Genomic DNA, 23,433 nt, shown 5'->3' on the forward strand with positions numbered 1-23,433 from the left:
ATTTGACTTTTAGAACTCTTAATGAGTATTGTCACATTTACTGCTTGTGGCAATTTTATATTGAGAGCAAGCTAAAATGGGACTATACTCATTTTAGTGTTCTTAAGTCTAATTACTCAGTCCAATTTACTTATGCATATATCGCATTTTCAGTGAATCAAAAGAAATTATCTTTCTTTTGTAGCTATTTCATTTAATAGTCTTTCAGTAAAGGCATCTAATTTTATAGCACCTTCATCATCATTCTTTCTGCTTCTTACAGAAACTTCGTTGTTAGCAGCTTCTTTTTCTCCAACAACTAAGATATAAGGAGTTCTTTCAAGTCTAGCTTCTCTGATTTTATAACCGATTTTTTCAGCTCTATAATCAGCTTCAATTCTAACACCTTTATTTCTTAATGATTTAACTACTGATTCAGCATAATCATTGTATTTATCTGATATTGGTAACACTTTTACTTGAACTGGAGAAAGCCAAGTAGGGAATGCACCAGCATATTTTTCTATAAGCATTGCTAAAGTTCTTTCATAACATCCAATTGATGATCTATGAATTATATATGGACGTTTCTTTTCTCCATTTTTATCAATATAGCTCATATCAAATCTTTCAGCTAAAGCAAAGTCGATTTGAACTGTGAATAATGTATCTTCTTTACCATGAACATTTCTACATTGTAAGTCAAGTTTTGGACCATAGAATGCAGCTTCATCATCAGCTTCAACATAATTAATTTTTAAATGATCTAAGATAGTTCTCATTGTATCTTGAGTTTTATTCCAAGCTTCAGGATCATTTATATATTTTTCAGTATTATTTGGATCCCATTTAGAGAATCTATAGCTTATATCTTCGTCAATTCCTAAAGTTTTCATTAGATATTGAATTAATTCAAGTACACCTTTAAATTCTTCTTCTAATTGTTCTGGAGTTACAATTAAGTGACCATCAGCTAAAGTGAATTGTCTAACTCTTATAAGTCCATGCATTTCTCCTGAAGATTCATTTCTAAATAGAGTAGAAGTTTCACCGTATCTTATAGGAAGATCTCTATAACTGTGTTGTTCTGCATTATATATAGTATATTGGAACGGACAAGTCATAGGTCTTAAAGCAAACACTTCTTCATCCTTTTCTTCATCTCCTAATACAAACATTCCATCTTTATAGTGATCCCAGTGACCAGAGATTTTATAAAGGTCGCTCTTAGCCATAAGTGGAGTTTTAGTTAATACATAACCTCTTTTTTCTTCTTCATCCTCAACCCATCTTTGAAGAGTTTGAACAATCTTAGCTCCTTTTGGCATTAATAAAGGAAGACCTTGACCTACATTTTCATCAGTAGTAAATAATTTAAGTTCTCTACCTAATTTATTATGATCTCTCTTTTTAGCTTCTTCAACAGCTTCTAAATATTCGTCAAGTTCTGATTTCTTTAAGAAAGCAGTACCGTATATTCTAGTAAGCATTTTATTTTTTTCGTCACCTTTCCAATAAGCACCAGCACTTCTAATAAGTTTAATTGCTTTAATTGGTTTTAAAGACATAACGTGAGGTCCAGCACATAAATCAGTAAATTCACCAATTTTATAGAATGAGATTATTTCATCTTCACCTAAATCGTTGATTAATTCTACTTTATATGGTTCATCCTTCATTAATTCTAAAGCTTCATTTCTTGGAAGTTCAAATTTTTCAATTGAAGGATTTTCTTTGATTATTTTTTTCATTTCTGCTTCAAGTTTTTCTAAATCTTGAGCTGAAAATGCAACATCCTTATCAAAATCGTAGTAGAAACCAGTAGCAATAGAAGGTCCTATAGCTAATTTTGTTTCAGGAAATAATCTTTTAACAGCATAAGCTAAAACATGAGATATACTATGTCTTACAGCATCTTTACCCTCTTGAGAATCAAAAGTGCATATGCTTAAAGAAATATCTTCATTAATTTCTTTTCTAAGGTCACAAATTTTATTATTAACAACACCACAACAAGCGTTTCTAGCTAAACCTTCACTAATTGATTTCGCTATTTCGTATATAGATAATCCAGCTTCAAATTCCTTAACTGAACCATCTTTTAAAGTTACTTTTATCATTATAAAAAACTCCTTTCAAAACTGTAAAATAAAATTTAGTACAAAATAAAAAAACTCCGTCTCTAAATATATAGAGACGAAGTAATATCCGTGGTTCCACTCTAATTATCTAATACATCTATTTAAATTAAAAATATACTTATTTTAATTTAAAAAGTAGAGTACTAGATCACTTGAAATTACCGTAACGTGGCAATAAACGGACTGTATTAAGGTCACTCAGAGGTGGTTTTCAACTAAAGATATTTAAGAATAATTCCACCAACATATTCTCTCTCTGAAAATAAGGTTTTAGTTTACTGTCCTCATCAACGTATTATCATATATTATTTTTTATTATAATCATTGCATTTTTTTATGTCAATAAAATAAGAAAAATATTTGTTATAAAATTAAGGTTCTTTATCTATATTGTCGATTAATTTATTTAGAGTTAAATTTTCAATCATTTCTTCAGCATATAGTTTTCCACCCATAATTTTAACTATTATATCTAATTTTTTAAATCCTTCTTTATATACTTTTAAATCTTTAACGATTCTTTTTAGTTGATTTTTAGATACTTCAAGTATTAACATTAATTCTTTAAATTTATAATAATCATTTTGAAGTAGATAAAATAAATTATTTTGAAGTTCTAACTTGTACAAAATATCGGTTTCTTCACAATGATGAGGACCTGGTTTACCTCTATGATGATATGGACACAAATACTTGTAATTTAATTTTATATCCAATCCACCTTCACTTCTGTGAACAATATGATGAATATCAGCCTGTTTTTGGCATATTTCACACAAATACAACTGCATTCCTCCTTAAAAGCTTGTATATATATTATAAAATAATCAGAATAAAATATCAATTTACTTAGCTTCTATTATAGGTAAGTATTAGAAGCTTTTATGATATAAATCCTAAATATATACATATTTACCTATAATAAATAGTATTTAAAAAAAATCACAAGTGTTACATTTTTGAAACAATTAAGATTAAGTTTTGAAAAGATTAATTGTTATTATATAAACATAGTAAACGTTTCAAAGAGGGGGAAGCTTAATGAGTACAGTAGAGTTATTAGAACAGAACCCTATTATAGCATCTGTAAAAAATGAGGATGAATTAGCATTAGCGCTAGAATCTTCAGTACAGATTATATTTGTGTTATTTGGCAGTATTATGAATATAAAAGAGATAGGCGATTTAATAGAGGAAAAAGGGAAGATAGGAATAATTCATTTAGATTTAGTTGATGGTTTTGTTTCAACTAAAGAAGTAGTAATTAGTTATTTAAAAGAAAATACTAGTTTCAAAGGAATTATAAGCACAAAACCACACATCCTTAAAATTGCTAAAAATTATGGGTTACTAGCAATTCAAAGATTTTTTATATTTGATACATTGTCATTTACCAATTCTAAGAATCATTTAGTATCAGGAGCCGATGCAATAGAAATATTACCTGGAATTTTACCTAAGGTTATAGAAAATATGTCTAAAAATACATTAAAACCAATAATTACAGGTGGATTAATTGAGAATAAACAAGAAATTATTTCAGCATTACAATCTGGTGCAACATGTATATCTACAACTAAGCAAGAACTTTGGAGTGTTTAGTTATTAATTTAAGCATATTTTAAATATTTCTTTTAATTTATTACAGGAATTATTTATAGTATAAAACAAATAAAGTTTTACAGACTAAAAGATTAATTTTGTGGAGGGATTTTTATGTTTAACTTTTTAAAACCGGCACCTCATATTGAGAGAATGCCAGCAGAAAAGATACCATCAAGCTACAAGAGATATCGTATACAAGTATTTCTAAGTATATACATGGGATATCTTATTTATTACTTTGTAAGAAGTAATTTCTCATTAGCTAAGGTATATCTTATAGACCAAGGATTTACAAAAACTCAAGTAGGTTTTGTTGCCTCAGCTTTAGGATTAGCTTATGGTGTAAGTAAGTTCGTAATGGGTAATATGTCCGATAGGTCAAATCCAAGATTTTTCCTAGCAATAGGTCTTATATTATCAGGTGCAACAAACTTATTCTTACCTAATGCAACTAATATAGGTATGATGTTTATATTAATGTTACTTAATGGATGGTTCCAAGGTATGGGATGGCCTCCATGTGGTAGAATAATGACACATTGGTTCTCAGATAGTGAACGTGGAGTTAAAATGTCAATATGGAATACAGCACATAATGTAGGTGGCGGATTTATCGCTACAGTGGTATTACTTGGTGTATCTATATTTGGAAGTTGGAAAGGTTCATTCTATTTACCAGCAATAATTGCTATCGTTGGTGGTATCGTTTATATGATCTTTGCAAAGGATACTCCTCAATCAGTTGGTTTACCACCAATAGAAGAATATATGGATGATTATCCAGAAGTTGCAGAACAAGTTGAAGATGCAGAAGCAGAACTTACTGCAAAAGAAATATTATTTAAATATGTATTTAATAACAAATTATTATGGTGTATTGCTATAGCCAATGTATTTGTTTACATGGTTAGATATGGTGTTATAAACTGGGTTCCAACATACTTACAAGAAGTAAGACATTTTAACCCAAAAGATTCTTCAGTAGCATTTGCTTTATTTGAATATGCAGCTATTCCAGGAACTATCATAGTTGGATGGATTAGTGACCACATATTCCATGGAAGACGTGCTCCGATAGGAATAATTTGTATGGTTGGTGTTGCAGTTGCAACATATGTTTATTGGAAGAGTACAAGCCCAATGGCAATTAATTGTGCTTTAGCATCAATCGGTGCTTTAATCTACGGACCTGTTATGCTTATAGGTGTTAGTGCATTAGACCTTGTACCTAAGAAAGCTGCAGGAACAGCTGCTGGTTTCACTGGACTATTTGGATACATGGGTGGACAAGTTGCAGCAGAAGTTGCAATGGGTGCTGTTGTTGATAAGTTTAGCTGGGACGGTGGATTCATATTATTAATGATTTCATGTGTTTTAGCAATATTCTTCTTATCATTCACATGGAATTCTCATAATATTGCAGCGAAAAAAGCTAACTAAAAAAGCTAAATAAATAAATTAAATAAATAAATAAAAATTAAAAAACAATTTACCAATCCCCAATTTTATAAATTATTATATTAATGAAAAAGTGTACTTTCAGACTAAAAGTTTGAAAGTACACTTTTTTATTTTTCTTTAATTTAATGACTATAATCATATAAAAACTAATAGAATATTTATAGAAATAAATAACAATAATAGTAATATAATTTAAAAAATCTATATTAATGATAAAAACACAAAAAAATATGGTATAAATAATTTGTTAAGACAGTATTATATACTATATAATATAGGTATATAGATGAAATATAAAATAAAATGGTTTAAATAAATGAAAGAATGGTGGTTAAATTGAAAGAAAAATATAATTCATTTAGATATTGGGACGATATAACTAGCAAAAATAAAACAATTAGAGGACATATGTTTATGGAAGAACTTCCGACAGAAAAAAGTCTTTATTTTCATACAATTATTTTTAATAAGAATGCAGGGGTGAGCAGTATTTGGGGATATATGCCTAATCCAAAAACTTTACTCGGGTATTTTCAGCATTCATTTTTACAAGAAGCTTTTTATAAATGGATATATGGAAAAGAAAAATTAGTTACTAAAATTCCACCCTTACCTGTTGAAGTTATTATTAAAGAAGGCGAGAAATTAAAAAAAATTAATAAAGAGATAGCGAATAAGATGAAGCATGACTATGATAAATTGAATAGTATTTGGGATGCGCCTATAAGTAAACTTGATTTAGAAGTAAGAAAATTTATAAAAGATTTCAATGCTAAGTGGAGTGTAGATAATAATCAATTTATATATTTAAAAATATTTAAAGATGCTAAAGAATTAGGTGATTTTGTAATATCATCTAGTTTAATAACTAACACAGAAAAAGAGTTGGAAAAAAAGATAGGTGTATCTTTAGAAGAATGGAAAGATATTTGTGATAATGTAGCTAAAGATAAAGGAAAGGGAGAAAAATTTAGAAAAATATTATTAAAGAAGTTGACAGAAGTATTTTAAAATAAGGTAATGTTTTATCAAAGTGCTTATATATGCATAAGCAAAGTGGATGGAGTAATTCAATTTAGGAATACTAAAAAAGAATATAATTTCATTTTAGCTTGCTCCAAATATAAAATTGAGACAAGCAGTAAATATGAATTAAAAAAAGTAAAATTAATTAGGGTTACCAGAAAAGATTTTTAAATAATTTCTAGTAACCCTTAAAATATTATTTTTTAATAACAGATGATATACTTTGTGATGATATTCCAAGCATACTTCCTGTAAATCCTAGACCTTCTTCTGTAGTAGCTTTAACATTAATTTGATTAATATCTATATTAAGTGCATTAGCTATATTTTTTCTCATATTTTCTATATAAGGGAATAATTTAGGTTTTTGAGCAATAACAACAGAATCAATATTATTTATAATATATCCATTTTTTATGATTAATTTATTTACTTCTTCTAAAAGTTTTATACTAGAGATCCCTTTGAATTTACTATCAGTGTCAGGAAAGTGACTACCAATGTCTCCTAAAGCACAAGCTCCTAATAATGAATCCATTATTGCATGTAATAAAACATCAGCATCAGAATGACCTAATAATCCTTTTTCATAAGGAATTTCAACTCCACCTAAAATTAATTTTCTATTTTCAACTAGCTTATGAACATCATATCCAAGTCCCACTCTCATATAACAAAGTTCCTTTCAAGTTAAAATAAATTTTAATAATTATATTTTAATTTTATCATTTAAATCTATAGTAATCAATTTTAGTATTATTATCAATTAGATAATTATTATTAAGGTACTTTGAAGAGAATTTGACATGTATATAAGAAATTAGCCGATTGAAAATAAAAGTAAGAAAATTTATTTTACGCTTTTTTATAAAATCTACATATATAACTTTTTTTCTCATATTAATCTCCATAAATATATTAATTTTTTAAGTACTATATTCATATTTTTAGAATTATGATAATTGGAGATTAGAAAAAATTGTTTAGGCTGGAGTTGAATGTGGATAGCAGTAAAATAAATTTCTATGATATAATAACATCATATGAAACATTAGTTAATTTTGATATTTATAATATTAATTAAATGAAATATTATAATTTGGGGGAAAATTAAAATGGACAAGCTAAGAATTAAATATGTCTTTTCATCAACACCAAACATGTTATTAATAGGTGGAAAAACAGATATAAATAGAAACAAACAAATAGAATTATTTTTAAAAAAATTGTCTTTATACAATATTTTACTTAAGGACTTAATTAATTATCCTCCTAAAGAAAAACAGCGTAATATAATTTTAAATATTTCTTATTATATACTGGAAGATGATAATTTAAGAGATTCTGTTGAAAGAAAAAAAGATTTACCTATACGAAATGTTTGCAAAAAGCTTGATATTAGTGATGAATTTTTAAGAAAATGGAAAGAATATATTTTATTTTATTATATTATTTTTTCCAATGTAGATTATAAGCTTATTCAAGAATATTTAAAAATAGAAGAAAAATCAAATAATGTGGTAAATTTAAATAATGTAAAGAAAACAGAATTTTTTAGAGGAATAGTATTAAAAAGTTTAAATAGTAGTGCATATATTTTAACATCAAGTGGTGAAATAATTAAAATAAAGTGTGATAAAAATACTAAAATTGGACAAGAAATTAGTGGACAACAGAAAAAATCTTTTAGGAATTATAAAATATATTTTTGTATATTAATAGTTTTAATAATTATAATAGGAATGTCTTTATATTCACATTATTATAATTCTCAAAGTACAATAATAGTAAATACAACCTCTGCTATAAAATTAGAATGTAATTTCCTAGACAAGGTTATATATTCATATTCTGAAACTGAAAAGGGAAATAAGCTTATAATTTCAACTGATGTTTTACATAAGGACATCGATGAGTCTATAAAAGAGATTTTAGATTATGCAATTAACAATGAAATGATACCCACTGATAATAAAATATTAATAACTGTAAATGGAGAAGCTTTAAAATACGGTGCACTAAAAGAGACTAGTAAATTTTTAAATGAAATAAATGAAAAGAATAAAAGTGAGAACAAGAGTCAAATTTCTGTGTTAATAAATAATGGTGGAAATCAACATAAATTAACAACGAGTTTATATGAATAGATAAAAAGATAGATATGTTTAAGCAGTATATTGATATATTTTAAAAATAATCTTTTATTTTTAGCTCTGTTTTAAATGTGTGTTGATATATGCAATAGGTAAAGTGGCATTCCTAAGTTCAATTACTCCGCCAACTTTGCTTATGCATATATCAAAACTCTGCTAAAACAGAGCCTTATTTTTTTGTGTTTTCTAATAACTGTTTGAATGTATCCATATCATAATTAGAACTTATATAAATTCTGTTAAGCAATAGAGGATTGTCATCCCTATCAGAAAGACCCAAATCTGTAGTAAATCCTAATTTAAAACCAGCATCTTTAGCAGCTTTTACACTGTTATCATCATAATTTCCATAAGGATAAGCAATACTAGTGACTGGCTTCTCAGTAATTGCTTCTAATGTTTCTTTAGATTCTAAAAATTCTTTTAATTGTTCATCATATGTCATTTTAGTAAGATCAGGATGTCCAGCAGTATGGCTTTGAATATCTATTCCGTAATCAGACATTTTCTTTATAGCTGATTCTGAAAGATAATATTCTCCATCTAACTCAAAAGTAATACAAAATATAGTAGCTTTCATATCTAAATCTTTTAATATAGGAAATGCATTAGTATAGTTATCCATATATCCATCATCAAAAGTGATTACAATACTTTTTTCTGGAATAGGAGTATTGTTTAATAGATAATCTTCTAACTCTTTAAGAGTTAGAGTAGTATATCCAGAATCTTTTATATATCTAAGTTGATTTCTAAGTTTTTGAGGAGCTATAATAACCTCGTTATTTTCAGAATTTTTAACTGAATGATAGTATAAAACTGGAACCCCAATATTCTCATTAGTTAATTTTAAATCATTATTTGTGTTAATTTCCTTTTCATCTTCAACATCAGAGATTTCTTTATCCGTATCATTAAATTCTGGATTATTATCATCAATAGCCTCAGTAGTAGTAGAATTATTTGAATTTTTATCAACAGTATCTTTTAAGAATAAGTTATTATACATAAAATATGAAATAATTACACAAATTAAAACACAAGTCAATATAATGATATTTTTTTTTGTAAAAAAATTATTTAAATTTTTCAATGATAGTATCCTCCTAGTTATTTTAAGTCTTTATTTATAATATAAACACAATAAGCATATTTTAACATAATATTTTTTTTATAACAAAAAACAAAAAAGAAAAAAATTACAACTTATCAACATTATCCACAATTGCCTGTGGATAACCTGTTATAAAATCAATTTAATATAAAAAAACTATCTGTGTATTTTGTTAATATTTTTTAAAAGGTATGTTTTTATGGAAGGAGAAAAAATAAGATAATGCATTTAATTTCAAATATTGTATCGGTATTTTTGATTCCCTTAATGTTATCACAAAGTTATCCACAGTACATGTTTATAAATAATAGAATAAAAAACGACAATAATCTAAAAATTGTGGAAAAGTCTATAAATAAAAATTTAAGTTATTTAATAGAAGATGTTAGAATTTTGCAAATAGAAGGTGGAAAAGATAAAAACAAAATTAATAATATAAATTCAAAGATAAATGGTGATGTTATGAATCCTATAATGGAAGCAGAAAAAACTTCAGCAGAGTATTTTAAGGATAATAATATTATTCCTAATTTTCCTTATCAAATAGTATCTAAATATTTTGTTAGTAGAAATGATAATAATATTTTAAGTTTTTATAATGATTATTATGAATTTTTAGGTGGAGCACATGGAATGACTATTAGAACTTCATATACAATAGATAAAAATAAAGAAGAAATTTTAAAACTAAATGATTTATTTAAATTAGGATATGATTATTCAAATATAATAAATAAAGAAATTGAAAAGCAAATAGGAAATAATCCTGATAATTATTTTGATTCAGGAAAAATATTTAAAGGTATAAATGAAAATCAGGATTTCTATTTAGATAAAGATAATATTATTATATATTATCAATTATATGAGATAGCACCATATGTATACGGTATTCCAGAATTCAAAATTCCAATAGAATTGTTTGGAGATAATTTTATTTATAGTTAGGGTTTTAATATACGTTAGTTACATGGTAATATTTATTTTAGATATAAACGATTTAAAGGAGATTAAAATGAAGAAGTTATTAAAAGAATATACTATAATAACTATAGGAATTATAATAGTTGCCATTGGTCTTGAAATGTTTTTCTATTCTAATAATATAGCATCTGGAGGAGTTTCTGGATTAGCATTAGTTTTAAATAAAGTTTTAGGAATTGAACCTGGAATAGTAATGATTGTATGTAATATTGTATTATTTATTGCAGCTTTTATATTTATTGGTGGTAGTTTTGGAGTAAAAAGTATGTATGCTGCATTTGGTTTATCTTTCATATTATCAGCTGTTGAAAAATTTCATAAGCCAATAGCAATAACTAATAATTTAGTTTTAGCAACTATATTTGGAAGTACATTAGTAGCTATGGGAACAGCAATTATGTATACTAAAAATGCTACTACAGGAGGTACTAGTATTACAGCTAAAATATTAAGTAAGTATTGTCATATGGACTTTGGAAAGGGATTGTTAATATCAGATTCGGTAGTAATATTATTAGCAATTTATACATTTGGCGTAGAACTGGGATTGTTTGGATTATTAAGTGTGTATTTAACTGGTATTTTAATAGATAAATTTATAGATGGATTTAACTTATCTAAACAAGTTATGATTTTTACTGATAAAGAAGAGCTTGTGGCAAATTACATAATGAAAGATGTTGAGAGAGGATGTACTGTTTTTTATGGCAAAGGTGGATATACTAAAAAACAAAACTGTGTTATCTTAACCATATTAAGTAGAACTCAATTTATTAAGTTAAAGCAATTTATTATGAAGAATGATCCTAAGGCATTTATAACAGTAAATGAAATAACAGAAGTATTAGGTCAAGGATTTAAAAATATATTAGATAATTAAAAATTGATATTTTAGTATAAAACTCATGGACAGAGAAATTTACTTTAAGAGTTCTAAAAAGTAAATTCCAATGCCACTTTGCTTTTATACTAAAACATCAACATTGTCTTAAAACAGAAAACTTTATAAAGTTAATCAATTATTTAGTGTGAGAATTTTTATTTTGATTTCCTCTAAAGCCATATCCATCAGAAACCTCTCTGTTAATTGAGGTTATTTTTCCTGTTATACATCCTCTACAATGAGATGGTGTATCTCCTGTACAAATCTTACCAGGATATAATGCATATAGCTTTCTATATTCACCTTCAGTTACATTTGGCATAACTACATTAGCACCGCTTTGAAGTGCTAAGATACGTCCATTTTTATGTAATGATTCCATTGCAGTAGTAGCAGGAATATTTATATCAGGAAGTAGTAATCTAGTTATAGCCATTACTTTTAAAGCTAAATTTAAATTCCCACCTTCAGAGTTTTTTAGTGGGGTATCTTCATTAGGAATAAAAGGACCAATACCAATCATATCAGCATTTAATTTTTTGAAAAATAAAATGTCATCTGCTAAAGAATCTAATGTTTGATTTGGTAATCCAACTAATACACCTGTTCCAACTTCATAATCTAGATCACCCAAATTTTCTAGACAGTTTAATCTTTCATCATAACTCATCATAGGATCCATTTCTTCATAAAGTTTTTTGTCAGTTGTTTCAATACGAAGTAAATATCTATCAGCACCAGCTTCTTTAAAAGCTTTATATTCTTCATAAGTTTTTTCACCTAAACTTAATGTTAATGCCACATTTAAACTTTTAATTTCTTTTATTATTTCCACCATTTTTTCTTTAGTAAAAAAGTCATCTTCTCCGCCTTGAAGAACTATAGTTTTATAACCATAAGATACAGCTTTCTTTGCAAAATCTATAATTTCATCTTTACTTAATCTATATCTTTTTATATTTTTATTATCTCTTCTTAATCCACAATATAAGCAATTTCTTTTGCATATGTTAGTAAATTCTATGAGTCCTCTTAAATGAACAATATTACCTAAAGATTTTTCTCTTACTTTGTCAGCAGCTTTAAATAAATCATCATTTATATCATCAGATGATAATAATTGTAATATTTCATCTTTACTTAATTCATGTGTAACACTTGCTTTTTCAATTAAATTTTTCATTTATCCTCCATAAGTTTAATTTATCGTAATACTTTAAACTTAGTATACTATATAAAAAATAAGAGTTAAAGGACAAGACTTTGCCATTTAACTCTTAGTATTTTTACTTTAAGCTATATTTTAGATATATATAAACATATATTAAAAATACAGTAAATTTATAATTTTATTTTAAGCTACTTGCTTTTTTTCTTTAACTTTACCACCCTTATTTTCAGAACTTATATAATCATCTTTTTCTGAATCATATCTAATCATTTTATATATTTGAATTATTAATGTTGGAAGGAATGCAAATAAATATATAAATCCTAAATTTGATCCACTTAATGGTATAACTTCAAACAATGATTGTAATGGAGGAACTAATAATACTGCATTTAGTAGTACTAAGCCAATTCCAAAAGCCATCCAGCTAAATTTATTATCAAATAAACCTAATGCAAATATAGATTTTCTCCCTCTACAATTAAAACCATGGAACAATCTACCTAAACATAAAGTGGCAAATGCCATTGTACTAGAAGTTCCTACAGGGCCACTAGATAATCCAATATGGTAAGCTGAAACAGTAGCAATTGCAATTAATAATCCTTCAACAAGTATACTTTTTACAAAACTTTTATTTAATATAGATTCTTTACTATCTCTAGGTTTTTCATTTAAAACATCTCTTGTTGATTTTTCCATACCTATTGCAATAGCAGGTAAACTATCAGTAAGTAAATTTATAAATAATAAATGAACTGCAGCAAATGGTACTGGCAAAGCTCTTAATGATGCATATAATACAGCTAATATTCCAGAAGTGTTTCCAGAAAGTAAAAATCTAATTGAATTTTTTATGTTAGCATAAATATTTCTACCATTACCTATAGATTTAACTATTGTTGCAAAGTTATCATCAGTTAATATCATAGAAGCAGCATCTTTTGAAACTTCTGTACCTGTTATACCCATCGCAATACCAATATCAGCTTGTTTTAAGGCAGGAGCATCATTTACACCATCACCAGTCATAGCAACTATCTTATCTTTACTTTGCCATGCCTTAACTATTCTAATTTTGTGTTCAGGAGATACTCTAGCATAAACAGAAATATGTTCTAATTTATCTAATAAATCTTTATCAGACATCTTATCTAATTCAATACCATCAACTGATATATCAGTATCTTGTAATATACCTATTTCTTTAGCAATAGCAGAAGCCGTAATCTTATGATCACCTGTAATCATTACTGGTTTAATTGATGCTTTAATACAATCTCTAACAGCTGCTTTTGATTCTTCTCTAGGTGGATCTATCATTGAAATTAATCCAACAAATATAAAATCTTTTTCATCATCTAATACAAGATCTTTTTTAGTATCTAATTTTTTATAACCAAATGATAAAACTCTTAATCCATTAGAAGATAATTGATGGTTAATTTTATTTATGTCATTAATATCTTTTTCAGTAATTTTTCTTATACCATCAGATGTTTTTATTAAGGTTGTTCTCTTTAACAATACATCAATAGCACCTTTTGTAATCATTAAATACTTATCATCTATATTATGAAGAGTACTCATTAATTTTCTATCAGAATCAAAAGGAATTTCACTCAATCTAGGATGCTGTTTTCTATAATCAATCTCATTTATATCAAAGTTATGACCTAAATTAATTAAAGCCACTTCAGTTGGATCACCAAGTTCTTTACCATCAACAGATGTAGAATCATTGCAAAGTATAGAGCTATCTACTAAGAATTTGGCAAGTGGATTATTTAAATTAATTTCTTCAGAAGTTATTAACTTATCATCTACAAAGATACTTTTAACAGTCATTTTATTTTGAGTTAAAGTACCTGTTTTATCTGAACAAATTACAGATACACAACCTAAACCTTCAACAGCTCTAAGATTTTTAATGATTGCATGTTCCTTAGACATCTTTTGAGTACCTATAGAAAGAACTATAGTAACTATTGAACTAAGAGCTTCTGGAATAGCAGCAACAGCAAGAGCTACAGCAAACATTAATGAATCTAAAATTGTATTTCCTCTATAGACATTTAAAGCAAGAACTATTGCACAAATAATAATTACACCAATAGCTAATTTTTTAGAAAAATCATCTAAAGATACTTGAAGAGGAGTCTTTTTTTCTTGAGTTTCTTCCATCAAAGTTGCTATTTTACCTAATTCAGTATTCATACCAGTACTTGTAACAAGTACTGTACCTCTTCCGTAAGTTACAAGTGAGCTTGAAAATACCATGTTTTTTTGATCCCCTAAAGCTACTTCAGTTTTATCGATTTTTTCGGAAATTTTATCTACACTTTCTGATTCACCAGTTAGAGAGCTTTCATTAACTTGTAATGAAAAACTTTCAATTATTCTTCCATCTGCGACTACTAAATCACCAGCTTCTAATATTAATATATCACCTGGTACTACATCTTTAGACGGAATTTCAATTTTATTGGAATTTCTAATAACTTTAGCAGTAGGAGAGGAGAGTGCCTTTAAACTGCTTAATGATTGCTCCGCTTTAACATATTGAACTGTACCTAAAATAGCGTTTATAGTTATAACTACTAAAATAACGATAGTACTTTCAATATTACCAGTTGCTATTGATATAATAGCGGCAGCTATTAAAATAATAACTAGCAGGTCTTTAAATTGTTCTAAGAATATAGAAACAATACTCTTTTTCTTTTTTTCGGTTAATGCATTTTCTCCATATTTGTTTAACTGTTCTTTAATTTGTTCTTCGGTAAGACCGTTTAAGGTTACATTAAAATCTTTTAAAGTATCCTCAGAACTTTTACAAAAATATTTTTCCATATCATTCAATCTCCTTCTTATATTAGTTATCATATATATAAAATAATAAGCAATATTATTATATAGTTTGCTCATTATTTTATTTGAAATGCTCAATGAACAAAAAAAGACTTTTAATATAATTTCAGAATTCTGAAATCATATTAAAAGTCTCGTCACCACAAAGGTCATAACACCAGGTAAATAAATAACCGAGCATGTTGATGTTATATTATAACTACTCCCTCTTAATTCAATATTAAATTTAATCTTCTTTAGACTAATATATTCTAATTTTAAAATTTTGTCAATTAAATTTTACTATAACTAGTAATTAATATTAAATTTTAGTTATAATATAATTAACAATGTTATTGAAGAGGAGATTAATTATTATGTTCACGCCTATTAAGACACCAAAAGTATACGATCAAGTCATAGAACAGATAAAATTTAAAATAAAAAGTGGTGAACTCAAAAAAGGTGATAAGCTTCCATCTGAAAGAGAGATGGCAGAATCTCTTTGTGTTTCCCGTACTTCAGTAAGGGAAGCTATAAAGGCTTTAGAAGTTATAGGACTTATAGAGAGCAGGCAAGGCGCAGGAAATTATATAAAAACTAATTTTGACAATTCACTTTTTGAACCATTGTCAGTTATGTTTATGCTTCAAGAAAGTTCTCTTAAAGAAATGTATGATTTAAGAAAAACATTAGAGCTAGAGTGTGGAAGATTAGCATCAAAGAATATAACAGATAATGAGTTAGATCATTTAAGCGCTATATTAGATAGAATGTATGAAGCAGGAACAGAAGAGGAGAGTTTAGAATTAGATATTAAATTTCATTATGTTCTTGCAAAAGCAGCAAGAAATGTTTTGCTCATTAATATACTTGAAGTAATATCTCAGCTTATGGATGAATTTATAAAATCATCTAGAATGCAAATTTTACATACTGGTAATAGTAGAGAAATATTATTATCAATACATGAAAATTTAGTGAGAGCATTAAAATTTAGAAATGAAAAAGAAGTATTTAATGCAATGCTAGAACATTTTGATTTAATATGGAAGGCATATGGATACGAAGAATAGTAAATTATTCTTAAGTAAAGTATTGTTAATAAAATATCAAACAAGAAGTTTCTATAAAAATAAAAGCAAAATTTTTATTTTTATAGAAACTTTTTTTTATAGAAAATTATAAATTTTATTATGTTAAAGAGGAGAAAAAATACAACTCTAGCTATAAAAAGTTGTAAGCGTTGTTATAAATTCCATGTAAATGTTTTCTGTTAATTTAATAACAATTATTTACATGGCAAAGTTTTAAATATATAATAATAATTGTAAGTGGTAGTACCAATCGTAAATTGGTATGATATGTTACCAAAATGGAGGGATAACCGTGTACATTTTATTTGTTTTAGCTTGTATTCCTATTATTTGGCTTATGATTTCATTAGGAAAGCTTAAGATTGCAGGCCATAAGGCATGCCCTATAGCTCTCTTAATAACAGGAAGCGATACTTCAGCAAATGTTTTATTTGGAGAATTACAAGTACAAGCTGCAAATTCCATTGGAGCAAATCCATATTGGATTGCAGGAGGAAATGTAATGGGAGCAACAGCAGGAAAAATGATTTCACCACAAAGTATAGCAGTTGCAACAGCAGCTACCAATCTTGTTGGTAGTGAAGGTAAAATATTAAATTCAACATTAAAAGTTTGTTCATTCTATATTGTGTTTTCAGGATTATTAATATATTTCTGTGGACCACTATTTGGATTTTAAAATATAGTTTTTTAGGAGGTATTTACATGAATATTTTAGTTTGTATTAAACAAGTACCAGGAACTTCAAAAGTAGAGGTTGATCCAGTTACTGGAGTATTAAAAAGAGATGGTATAGATTCAAAAATGAATCCATATGATTTATATGCATTAGAAACTGCATTAAGAATAAAAGAAAATGAAGGTGGAAATGTAAAAGTTTTAAGTATGGGACCTAATCAAGCGCTTAGCGTAATTAGAGAAGCGTATAGTATGGGTGCTGATGAGGGAGCATTATTATCAGATAGAAAATTTGGTGGTGCTGATGTTTTAGCTACATCATATACAATATCTCAAGGCGTAAGAAAAATGGGAGATTTTGAGTTAATAATTTGCGGAAAGCAAACTACTGATGGAGATACAGCTCAAGTAGGACCAGAAATGGCAGAATACTTAGACATACCTCATGTAGCAAATGTTGAGAGAATCATAGAGATTAAGGAAAAATCAATTATAGTTGAAATGGATATGCCTGAAACTTTAGAAGTAGTTGAAATTTCATATCCTTGCTTAATAACTGTAGATAAAGGAATTTTTGAACCAAGACTTCCATCTTACAGAAAGAAAATTGCAACTAAAGACAAAGAAATTTCAATTATGAGTTTAAATGATTTTGAAGATAGAAATGAAAAGAAATATGGACTAAATGGTTCACCAACTCAAGTTGAAAGAATATTCCCACCAGAAGTTAATGATGATAGAGAAATGTGGACAGGCAATTCAAATGAGTTATCTGAAAAAATGGAACATAAATTAAAAGAGTTTAAGTTTATTTAATTATAAATTAGTTTTTAGTGAGTTTAAGGATTTTAATAAATAATATTAAAAAGGATTATTAAGGATATATAAATAAAAACATTAATCAAGGAGGAATGATTTATGGCAAAGTTAGTTGTTAATCAAGAAAAAATAACTAATAAGGAAGAGTTAATAAAAATATGTCCATTTGGTGCTCTTGAAATAAATGATGGAAAAGTTGAGATAAATGGAGCTTGTAAAATGTGTAAGCTTTGTGTAAAGAAAGGACCAAAGGGAGCAATTGAATATATTGAAGAAGAAGTTAAGTCAATAGATAAGGATTTGTGGAAAGGAATATCTGTTTACGTAGATCATGTTAATGGGAAGATTCATCCAGTAACTTATGAATTGATTGGTAAAGCTAGAGAATTAGCAGCTAAAATAAATCACCCTGTTTACTGTGTATTCATTGGTCATAAAGTTTCAGAGGAAGCAAAAGAGTTATTGCATTACGGAGTAAATAAAGTATTTGTATATGATGATGAAGAACTAAAAGATTTTAGAATAGAACCTTATGCAGCAGCATTTGAAGATTTTATTAAAAATGTAAAACCATCATCAATATTAGTTGGAGCTACAACAATAGGAAGATCATTAGCACCTAGAATGGCTGCTAGATTTAGAACAGGTCTTACAGCTGATTGTACTATCCTTGATATAAAAGAAGATACGGACTTAGTACAAATTAGACCAGCATTTGGTGGTAATATAATGGCACAAATAGTTACACCTAATTCAAGACCACAACTTGCAACAGTAAGATATAAAGTAATGACAGCACCAGAAAGAACAGATGATATTAATGGTGAAATAATTAAATGTGACATTAAAAAGGATAAGCTTAAATCTGGTATTAATGTTCTTGAAATTAAAGAAAAAAATACAGAGGTAGGAATAAGTGATGCTGAAGTAATAGTAGCAGCTGGTAGAGGTGTTAAGTCAGAAAAAGATTTAAATATGATAAAAGAATTTGCAGAGTTATTAGGTGCAGAATTTGCATGTACTAGACCTTTAATTGAAGCAGGATGGGTTGATGCTAAAAGACAAATTGGATTAAGTGGTAGAACAGTAAGACCAAGACTTATAATAACTTGTGGAATTTCAGGTGCAGTTCAATTCTCAGCTGGAATGAATAATTCAGAACATATATTTGCTATAAATAATGACGATAAAGCTCCTATATTTAAAGTTGCTCATTATGGAGTAGTAGGTAATATATATGAAATTATTCCACAACTTATAGAAAAAATAAAAATGAGCAAGGAGGCATAAGGCTATGACTTATAAAAATATTGATGTTAAAGACTATGAATATATACTATCTATTGCTGAAAATGATAAAGAGAGAGTTTTCTTTGGAGATGAAATAAACGAAGATTATAGCCATGATGAATTAGGTGGAATAAAGAAAATGCCTGATATAGTAGTACAAGCTATAAGTACAGAAGAAGTATCAAAGATAATGAAATATGCTTATGAAAATTATATTCCAGTAACTCCAAGAGGCTCAGGTACAGGTCTTGTAGGTGCAGCTGTTCCGATTAAAGGTGGAATAGTTATAGATCTTTGTAGAATGAATAAGATATTAGAAATAGATGAAGAAAATCTTACTCTTACATTAGAACCAGGGGTATTACTTATGGAAATAGGCAAATATGTTGAAGAATTTGATTTGTTTTATCCACCAGATCCAGGTGAAAAATCAGCAACTATTGGCGGTAACATAAGTACAAATGCAGGTGGAATGAGAGCAGTAAAATATGGTGTTACTAGAGATTATGTAAGAGGACTAGAAGTAGTGATGCCAAATGGAGAAGTAGTACAGTTAGGCGGAAAGGTAGTTAAAAATAGTTCTGGTTACTCATTAAAAGATCTATTAATAGGATCAGAAGGAACTTTAGGTATAGTAACTAAAGCTATACTAAAATTATTACCACTTCCTAAAAAATCATTAAGTTTACTTATACCATTCCCAACATTAGAGAATGCTATAGATACAGTACCTAAAATAATTAAATCAAAAACAATACCAACAGCTATTGAGTTTATGCAAAGAGAAGCTATATTAGCAGCTGAAGAATTTTTAGGAAAGAGTTTCCCAGATAAATCATCAGATGCATATCTTCTATTAACTTTTGATGGAAATTCAACAGAAGAAATTGAAAAAGCATATGAAAATGTAGCTAATATATGTTTAGATGCAGATGCAATAGATGTATTTATATCTGATACAGAAGAAAGACAAGAATCAATTTGGTCAGCTAGAGGATGTTTCCTTGAAGCGATAAAGGCATTAACTACAGAAATGGATGAAGTTGACGTAGTTGTTCCAAGAAATAAAATAGGTGAATTTGTTAAATTTACTCATGAACTTGAAAGTAAATTTAATATTAGAATAAAGAGCTTTGGACATGCTGGAGATGGAAACTTGCATATTTATATTTTAAAAGATCAATTAGACGAAAATACATGGCATGAAAAACTTGAATTAGTTATGAAAGATATGTATGATAAGTCAAAAGAATTAAAAGGACAAGTTTCAGGAGAGCATGGAATAGGTTTTGCTAAGAAACCATATTTAAAGGAATCACTTTCAAATGATGTACTTTCAGTAATGGAAGGAATTAAATTAGCATTTGATCCTAAAAATATATTAAATCCAGGAAAAATATTTAAATAAATTACCTCTCAATTTAAATAAATTTTCTTCTAAAGAGTGTATCAAATTTTGATACACTCTTGTTTTTTCTGGTGCAGAAATTAAACTCTTTTTAAATTACCAAAAGTTTATTAAAAATAGGGAAAAGCAAATATTGTTTAAAAGTTAGAAGTAAGAGAAGAAATTATATAAATATTAAATAATTGATAAAATTTAAGTTTAAGAGGTTTAGATTATAGAAAAAAAATGAAAATTGTCTTATAATTTCTATATTGGTAGTAACATAATATAGAATAATAAGGCTCTGTTTTAAATGTGTGTTGATATATGCAATAGGTAAAGTCCAATTACTCCGCCCACTTTGCTTATGCATATATCAAAACCCTGCTAAAACAGAGCCAATAATAAAAAGGAGACAAATAGTTTATGATAGGTCTTGTTTTAGAAGGTGGAGCATTTAGAGGGCTTTTTACTGCAGGGGTTTTAGATGCTTTGATAGATATAAATATTGATATGAAATATATAGTAGGTGTATCAGCGGGGATTACTAATGGTTACTCATTTGTTTCAAAACAAAGAGGAAGAAATTTAGAAGTTATGGAAAGATTCATAAATCATAAAAGATATGTTGGGTATAATAATTTATTAAAATGTAGATCAATAATGGACATGGATTTTGTTTTTGATGAAATTCCTAATGAATATTGTCCTTTTGATTATGAAGCTTTTAATAAATTTGATGGGAAAGTTTTAGCAGGAAGTGTTAATGTAAATACTGGTGAAGTAGAGTACTTTGATAAAGATTATTTAGAAAAAAAGAATACAATACTTAGAGCTACATGTTCAATTCCACTTTTATTTCAATTTGTAAAAATAAAAGATCAGCTTTATGCTGATGGAGGATTAGTAGATGCTATACCTATAAAAAAATCTATTTCTGATGGTAATAATAAAAATATAATAGTTTTGACAAGAAACGAAGGTTATAGAAAGTATGAATCAAGGGGAAATAAGTTTGCATATAAGTTATATAAGAAAAAGTATCCTAAGCTAGCCAATGCTTTAAGAAACAGACATATTTCATATAATGCTCAATTAGATTATTGTAAAGAATTGGAGAATAAAAATGAAGCTATAGTTATTAGACCAACAATAAGGATGGATGTAGGAAGGTTTGAACGAAATAAGGATAAACTAAAAGCAATTTATAATAATGGATATAATGAAACTATGAAGATTAAAGATGAGTTAATAAAATTTATTGATTAAAAATAATATGGTATTGAATTTATTTAAAACCATATTCAATTAGGTAGTTGCAATAAAAGTATAAGTAAATAAGTAAATGGATTTTTATTTATTTACATATAATGTTTAGATAAAATTTAATTTATATAATAAAATGTATACTTAACAGATAAAAACTAGATAAAAAGGAGAAATAGTTACTTGGTTAATAAAGAATGTTCTAATAAAGATACAAATAACGAATTTATTGAAAATAAAGAAACTGATGAATCAGCAGAATTATATGATAATATGATGGATGATTTATTTGAGAAATATGAAAATAAAATGAATAAAATGTTTGTAAAAGGAGTATATTCTTTTGAAGTATCGGATCAATTAAAATCATTATCTAAGGAAGCTGTATATAATATAGCTAGAAATTTAGGTATGAGTAAAATTTCAACATTAAATAAAGATGCTTTAATTGAAAAAGTTCTTAATGAATATACTCAAATAATTGCAAAACAATTTATATATTTTGAAGAAGAAAGATTTAATATTCTAAAGAGTTATCTTAATAATGATGGAGTAAAAATCTTTGATGATATTGATGCTTATGAACTTAGTAGAACAGCATATTTTATGCAACAAGGAATTATATTTCCGTCAACAAAAGAAGAAAAAGCAGTATTTTTAATGCCAAAAATAGTTCAAGATATAATAATGGAAAAAGATACTACTGAATATATAGAGAGATTAAAAAGAAATAAAGAAGTGCTAGATGTATATAGAGGATTAAATAAAACATATGGTATCGTAAATACTAAGGATGTTATAGCGCTATTACAAAGATATGATATAGAAGATTCAAATGAATGTAATATTAATGAAATAATAAAAGAAGCTCAATATTATTACAGAGAATATAGAGAAGAAAAAGGAATTTTTATAAATAATAATATAGAAAATTGGTCAGATTTATTAAAGGATATAGAAAAAGATAATAAAAATTTAGAATATTATAATATAGATAAAAATGAATTATTGGATATGCTTGATTCAAAATTCATATATAAGAGTAAATTTGGAAAGTCATTCTTTAAAGAGTTTACTAGTATATTTGAAATAGAAAAAGAAATGGTATATCAAATAATGGATGATTTATCATTTGATATTCAAGATAATGATATAGATGATACAATAAATAGTTTGCTAGAATTAATAAATGCAAATAACTTAGAACTTAGAACTTATGTAAAAGGTGTAGCAACTAAATTTTTAAGTAATATAAGACTTTGGAAATATAAAGGTGCTACAATTAATGAAATAAGTGGGAAAGTTATAGAAGTAAAATCGAAAGTAACTATTGGTAGAAATGATCCATGCATTTGTGGTAGTGGAAAAAAATATAAAAAATGTTGTGGAAAAAATTAAATAATAATTTATTAATAAATTATTTTTAAAGTCATAGAAAGTAATATTTTTATGGCTTTTATTTGTAAATAAATTGTTTTTCACAAATGTTAATATTTAAACATATATTGAATTAGTATCATTACATGGAG

18 protein-coding genes, 1 pseudogene and 1 other annotated feature are annotated in these 23,433 nt (G+C 26.8%); of the genes and pseudogenes, 13 read left to right on the plus strand and 6 right to left on the minus strand.

All coding sequences use genetic code 11. The annotated features are described in order from the left end of the window. Positions 1–167: 167 nt before the first annotated feature. Together thrS and RGC78_RS01975 are read right to left on the minus strand one after the other, a co-directional pair. The gene (thrS, locus tag RGC78_RS01970; RefSeq protein WP_252215184.1) at positions 168–2,099 is read right to left on the minus strand and encodes a threonine--tRNA ligase; all 1,932 of its coding nucleotides are present in this window, start codon (positions 2,097–2,099) and stop codon (positions 168–170) included. A gap of 69 nt (positions 2,100–2,168) precedes the next feature. Then, positions 2,169–2,420: a binding site (T-box leader), on the minus strand. A gap of 71 nt (positions 2,421–2,491) precedes the next feature. Next, on the minus strand, positions 2,492–2,905 hold the full coding sequence (locus RGC78_RS01975) for an HNH endonuclease (protein WP_252215187.1): 414 nt from the start codon (positions 2,903–2,905) through the stop codon (positions 2,492–2,494). Positions 2,906–3,161: 256 nt separating this feature from the next. On the opposite strand from RGC78_RS01975, the gene RGC78_RS01980 reads away from it, so the two are divergent. The 3 genes from RGC78_RS01980 to RGC78_RS01990 all read left to right on the plus strand — a co-directional run bounded on the left by RGC78_RS01980 (position 3,162) and on the right by RGC78_RS01990 (position 6,197). Then, complete coding sequence (locus RGC78_RS01980) at positions 3,162–3,722, plus strand: glycerol-3-phosphate responsive antiterminator (protein ID WP_252215190.1); 561 nt, start codon at positions 3,162–3,164, stop codon at positions 3,720–3,722. A 114-nt stretch (positions 3,723–3,836) separates the two neighbouring features. Next, positions 3,837–5,165 carry a phosphoglycerate transporter protein PgtP gene (gene pgtP, locus RGC78_RS01985; protein WP_252215192.1) on the plus strand — a complete coding sequence of 443 codons (1,329 nt, stop codon included), beginning with the start codon at positions 3,837–3,839 and terminating at the stop codon, positions 5,163–5,165. 435 nt (positions 5,166–5,600) lie between these two features. Next, the gene (locus tag RGC78_RS01990; RefSeq protein WP_252215350.1) at positions 5,601–6,197 is read left to right on the plus strand and encodes a hypothetical protein; all 597 of its coding nucleotides are present in this window, start codon (positions 5,601–5,603) and stop codon (positions 6,195–6,197) included. A gap of 211 nt (positions 6,198–6,408) precedes the next feature. On the opposite strand, the gene ispF is transcribed toward RGC78_RS01990, so the two are convergent. Next, positions 6,409–6,882, minus strand: a complete 474-nt coding sequence (ispF, locus tag RGC78_RS01995) for a 2-C-methyl-D-erythritol 2,4-cyclodiphosphate synthase (RefSeq protein ID WP_252215195.1) — start codon at positions 6,880–6,882, stop codon at positions 6,409–6,411. A gap of 445 nt (positions 6,883–7,327) precedes the next feature. Here ispF and RGC78_RS02000 point away from each other — a divergent pair, with 445 nt between their 5' ends. Continuing rightward, the gene (locus RGC78_RS02000) at positions 7,328–8,359 is read left to right on the plus strand and encodes an anti-sigma factor domain-containing protein (RefSeq protein WP_252215198.1); all 1,032 of its coding nucleotides are present in this window, start codon (positions 7,328–7,330) and stop codon (positions 8,357–8,359) included. 175 nt (positions 8,360–8,534) lie between these two features. Here the strand turns inward: RGC78_RS02000 and RGC78_RS02005 are convergent, their stop codons facing one another. Further along, positions 8,535–9,458, minus strand: a complete 924-nt coding sequence (locus RGC78_RS02005; RefSeq protein WP_252215200.1) for a polysaccharide deacetylase family protein — start codon at positions 9,456–9,458, stop codon at positions 8,535–8,537. A gap of 243 nt (positions 9,459–9,701) precedes the next feature. Here RGC78_RS02005 and RGC78_RS02010 point away from each other — a divergent pair, with 243 nt between their 5' ends. Further along, on the plus strand, positions 9,702–10,427 hold the full coding sequence (locus tag RGC78_RS02010; protein ID WP_252215203.1) for a DUF3298 and DUF4163 domain-containing protein: 726 nt from the start codon (positions 9,702–9,704) through the stop codon (positions 10,425–10,427). Between the two features lie 67 nt (positions 10,428–10,494). Next, entirely contained in the window at positions 10,495–11,343 is an 849-nt protein-coding gene (locus tag RGC78_RS02015; RefSeq protein ID WP_252215205.1) for a YitT family protein, read from the plus strand. Positions 11,344–11,482: 139 nt separating this feature from the next. On the opposite strand, the gene hydE is transcribed toward RGC78_RS02015, so the two are convergent. Then, positions 11,483–12,529, minus strand: coding sequence for a [FeFe] hydrogenase H-cluster radical SAM maturase HydE (gene hydE / locus RGC78_RS02020; RefSeq protein WP_252215207.1), 1,047 nt, complete (start codon positions 12,527–12,529; stop codon positions 11,483–11,485). A gap of 171 nt (positions 12,530–12,700) precedes the next feature. Further along, the gene (locus RGC78_RS02025; protein ID WP_252215210.1) at positions 12,701–15,370 is read right to left on the minus strand and encodes a cation-translocating P-type ATPase; all 2,670 of its coding nucleotides are present in this window, start codon (positions 15,368–15,370) and stop codon (positions 12,701–12,703) included. 374 nt (positions 15,371–15,744) lie between these two features. On the opposite strand from RGC78_RS02025, the gene RGC78_RS02030 reads away from it, so the two are divergent. The 7 genes and pseudogenes from RGC78_RS02030 to RGC78_RS02060 all read left to right on the plus strand — a co-directional run bounded on the left by RGC78_RS02030 (position 15,745) and on the right by RGC78_RS02060 (position 23,302). Further along, complete coding sequence (locus tag RGC78_RS02030; protein ID WP_252215213.1) at positions 15,745–16,443, plus strand: FadR/GntR family transcriptional regulator; 699 nt, start codon at positions 15,745–15,747, stop codon at positions 16,441–16,443. 406 nt (positions 16,444–16,849) lie between these two features. Beyond that, positions 16,850–17,143, plus strand: a pseudogene (locus tag RGC78_RS02035) (L-lactate permease); the annotation flags it as partial. A 26-nt stretch (positions 17,144–17,169) separates the two neighbouring features. Further along, positions 17,170–17,958, plus strand: coding sequence for an electron transfer flavoprotein subunit beta/FixA family protein (locus RGC78_RS02040; protein WP_252215215.1), 789 nt, complete (start codon positions 17,170–17,172; stop codon positions 17,956–17,958). 102 nt (positions 17,959–18,060) lie between these two features. Continuing rightward, positions 18,061–19,251 (plus strand): electron transfer flavoprotein subunit alpha, encoded by a 1,191-nt coding sequence (locus RGC78_RS02045; RefSeq protein WP_252215218.1) that lies wholly within the window; start codon positions 18,061–18,063, stop codon positions 19,249–19,251. Positions 19,252–19,255: 4 nt separating this feature from the next. Then, positions 19,256–20,659: an FAD-binding oxidoreductase gene (locus RGC78_RS02050; protein ID WP_309555932.1), complete on the plus strand. Its 1,404-nt coding sequence runs from the start codon at positions 19,256–19,258 to the stop codon at positions 20,657–20,659. 405 nt (positions 20,660–21,064) lie between these two features. Continuing rightward, complete coding sequence (locus RGC78_RS02055; RefSeq protein WP_252224970.1) at positions 21,065–21,907, plus strand: patatin-like phospholipase family protein; 843 nt, start codon at positions 21,065–21,067, stop codon at positions 21,905–21,907. A gap of 180 nt (positions 21,908–22,087) precedes the next feature. Continuing rightward, positions 22,088–23,302: an SEC-C metal-binding domain-containing protein gene (locus tag RGC78_RS02060; protein ID WP_252215227.1), complete on the plus strand. Its 1,215-nt coding sequence runs from the start codon at positions 22,088–22,090 to the stop codon at positions 23,300–23,302. Positions 23,303–23,433 lie beyond the last annotated feature (131 nt).

It is taken from the genome of Clostridium aquiflavi (assembly GCF_031344075.1).
Taxonomy (GTDB): Bacteria; Bacillota; Clostridia; order Clostridiales; family Clostridiaceae; genus Clostridium; species Clostridium aquiflavi.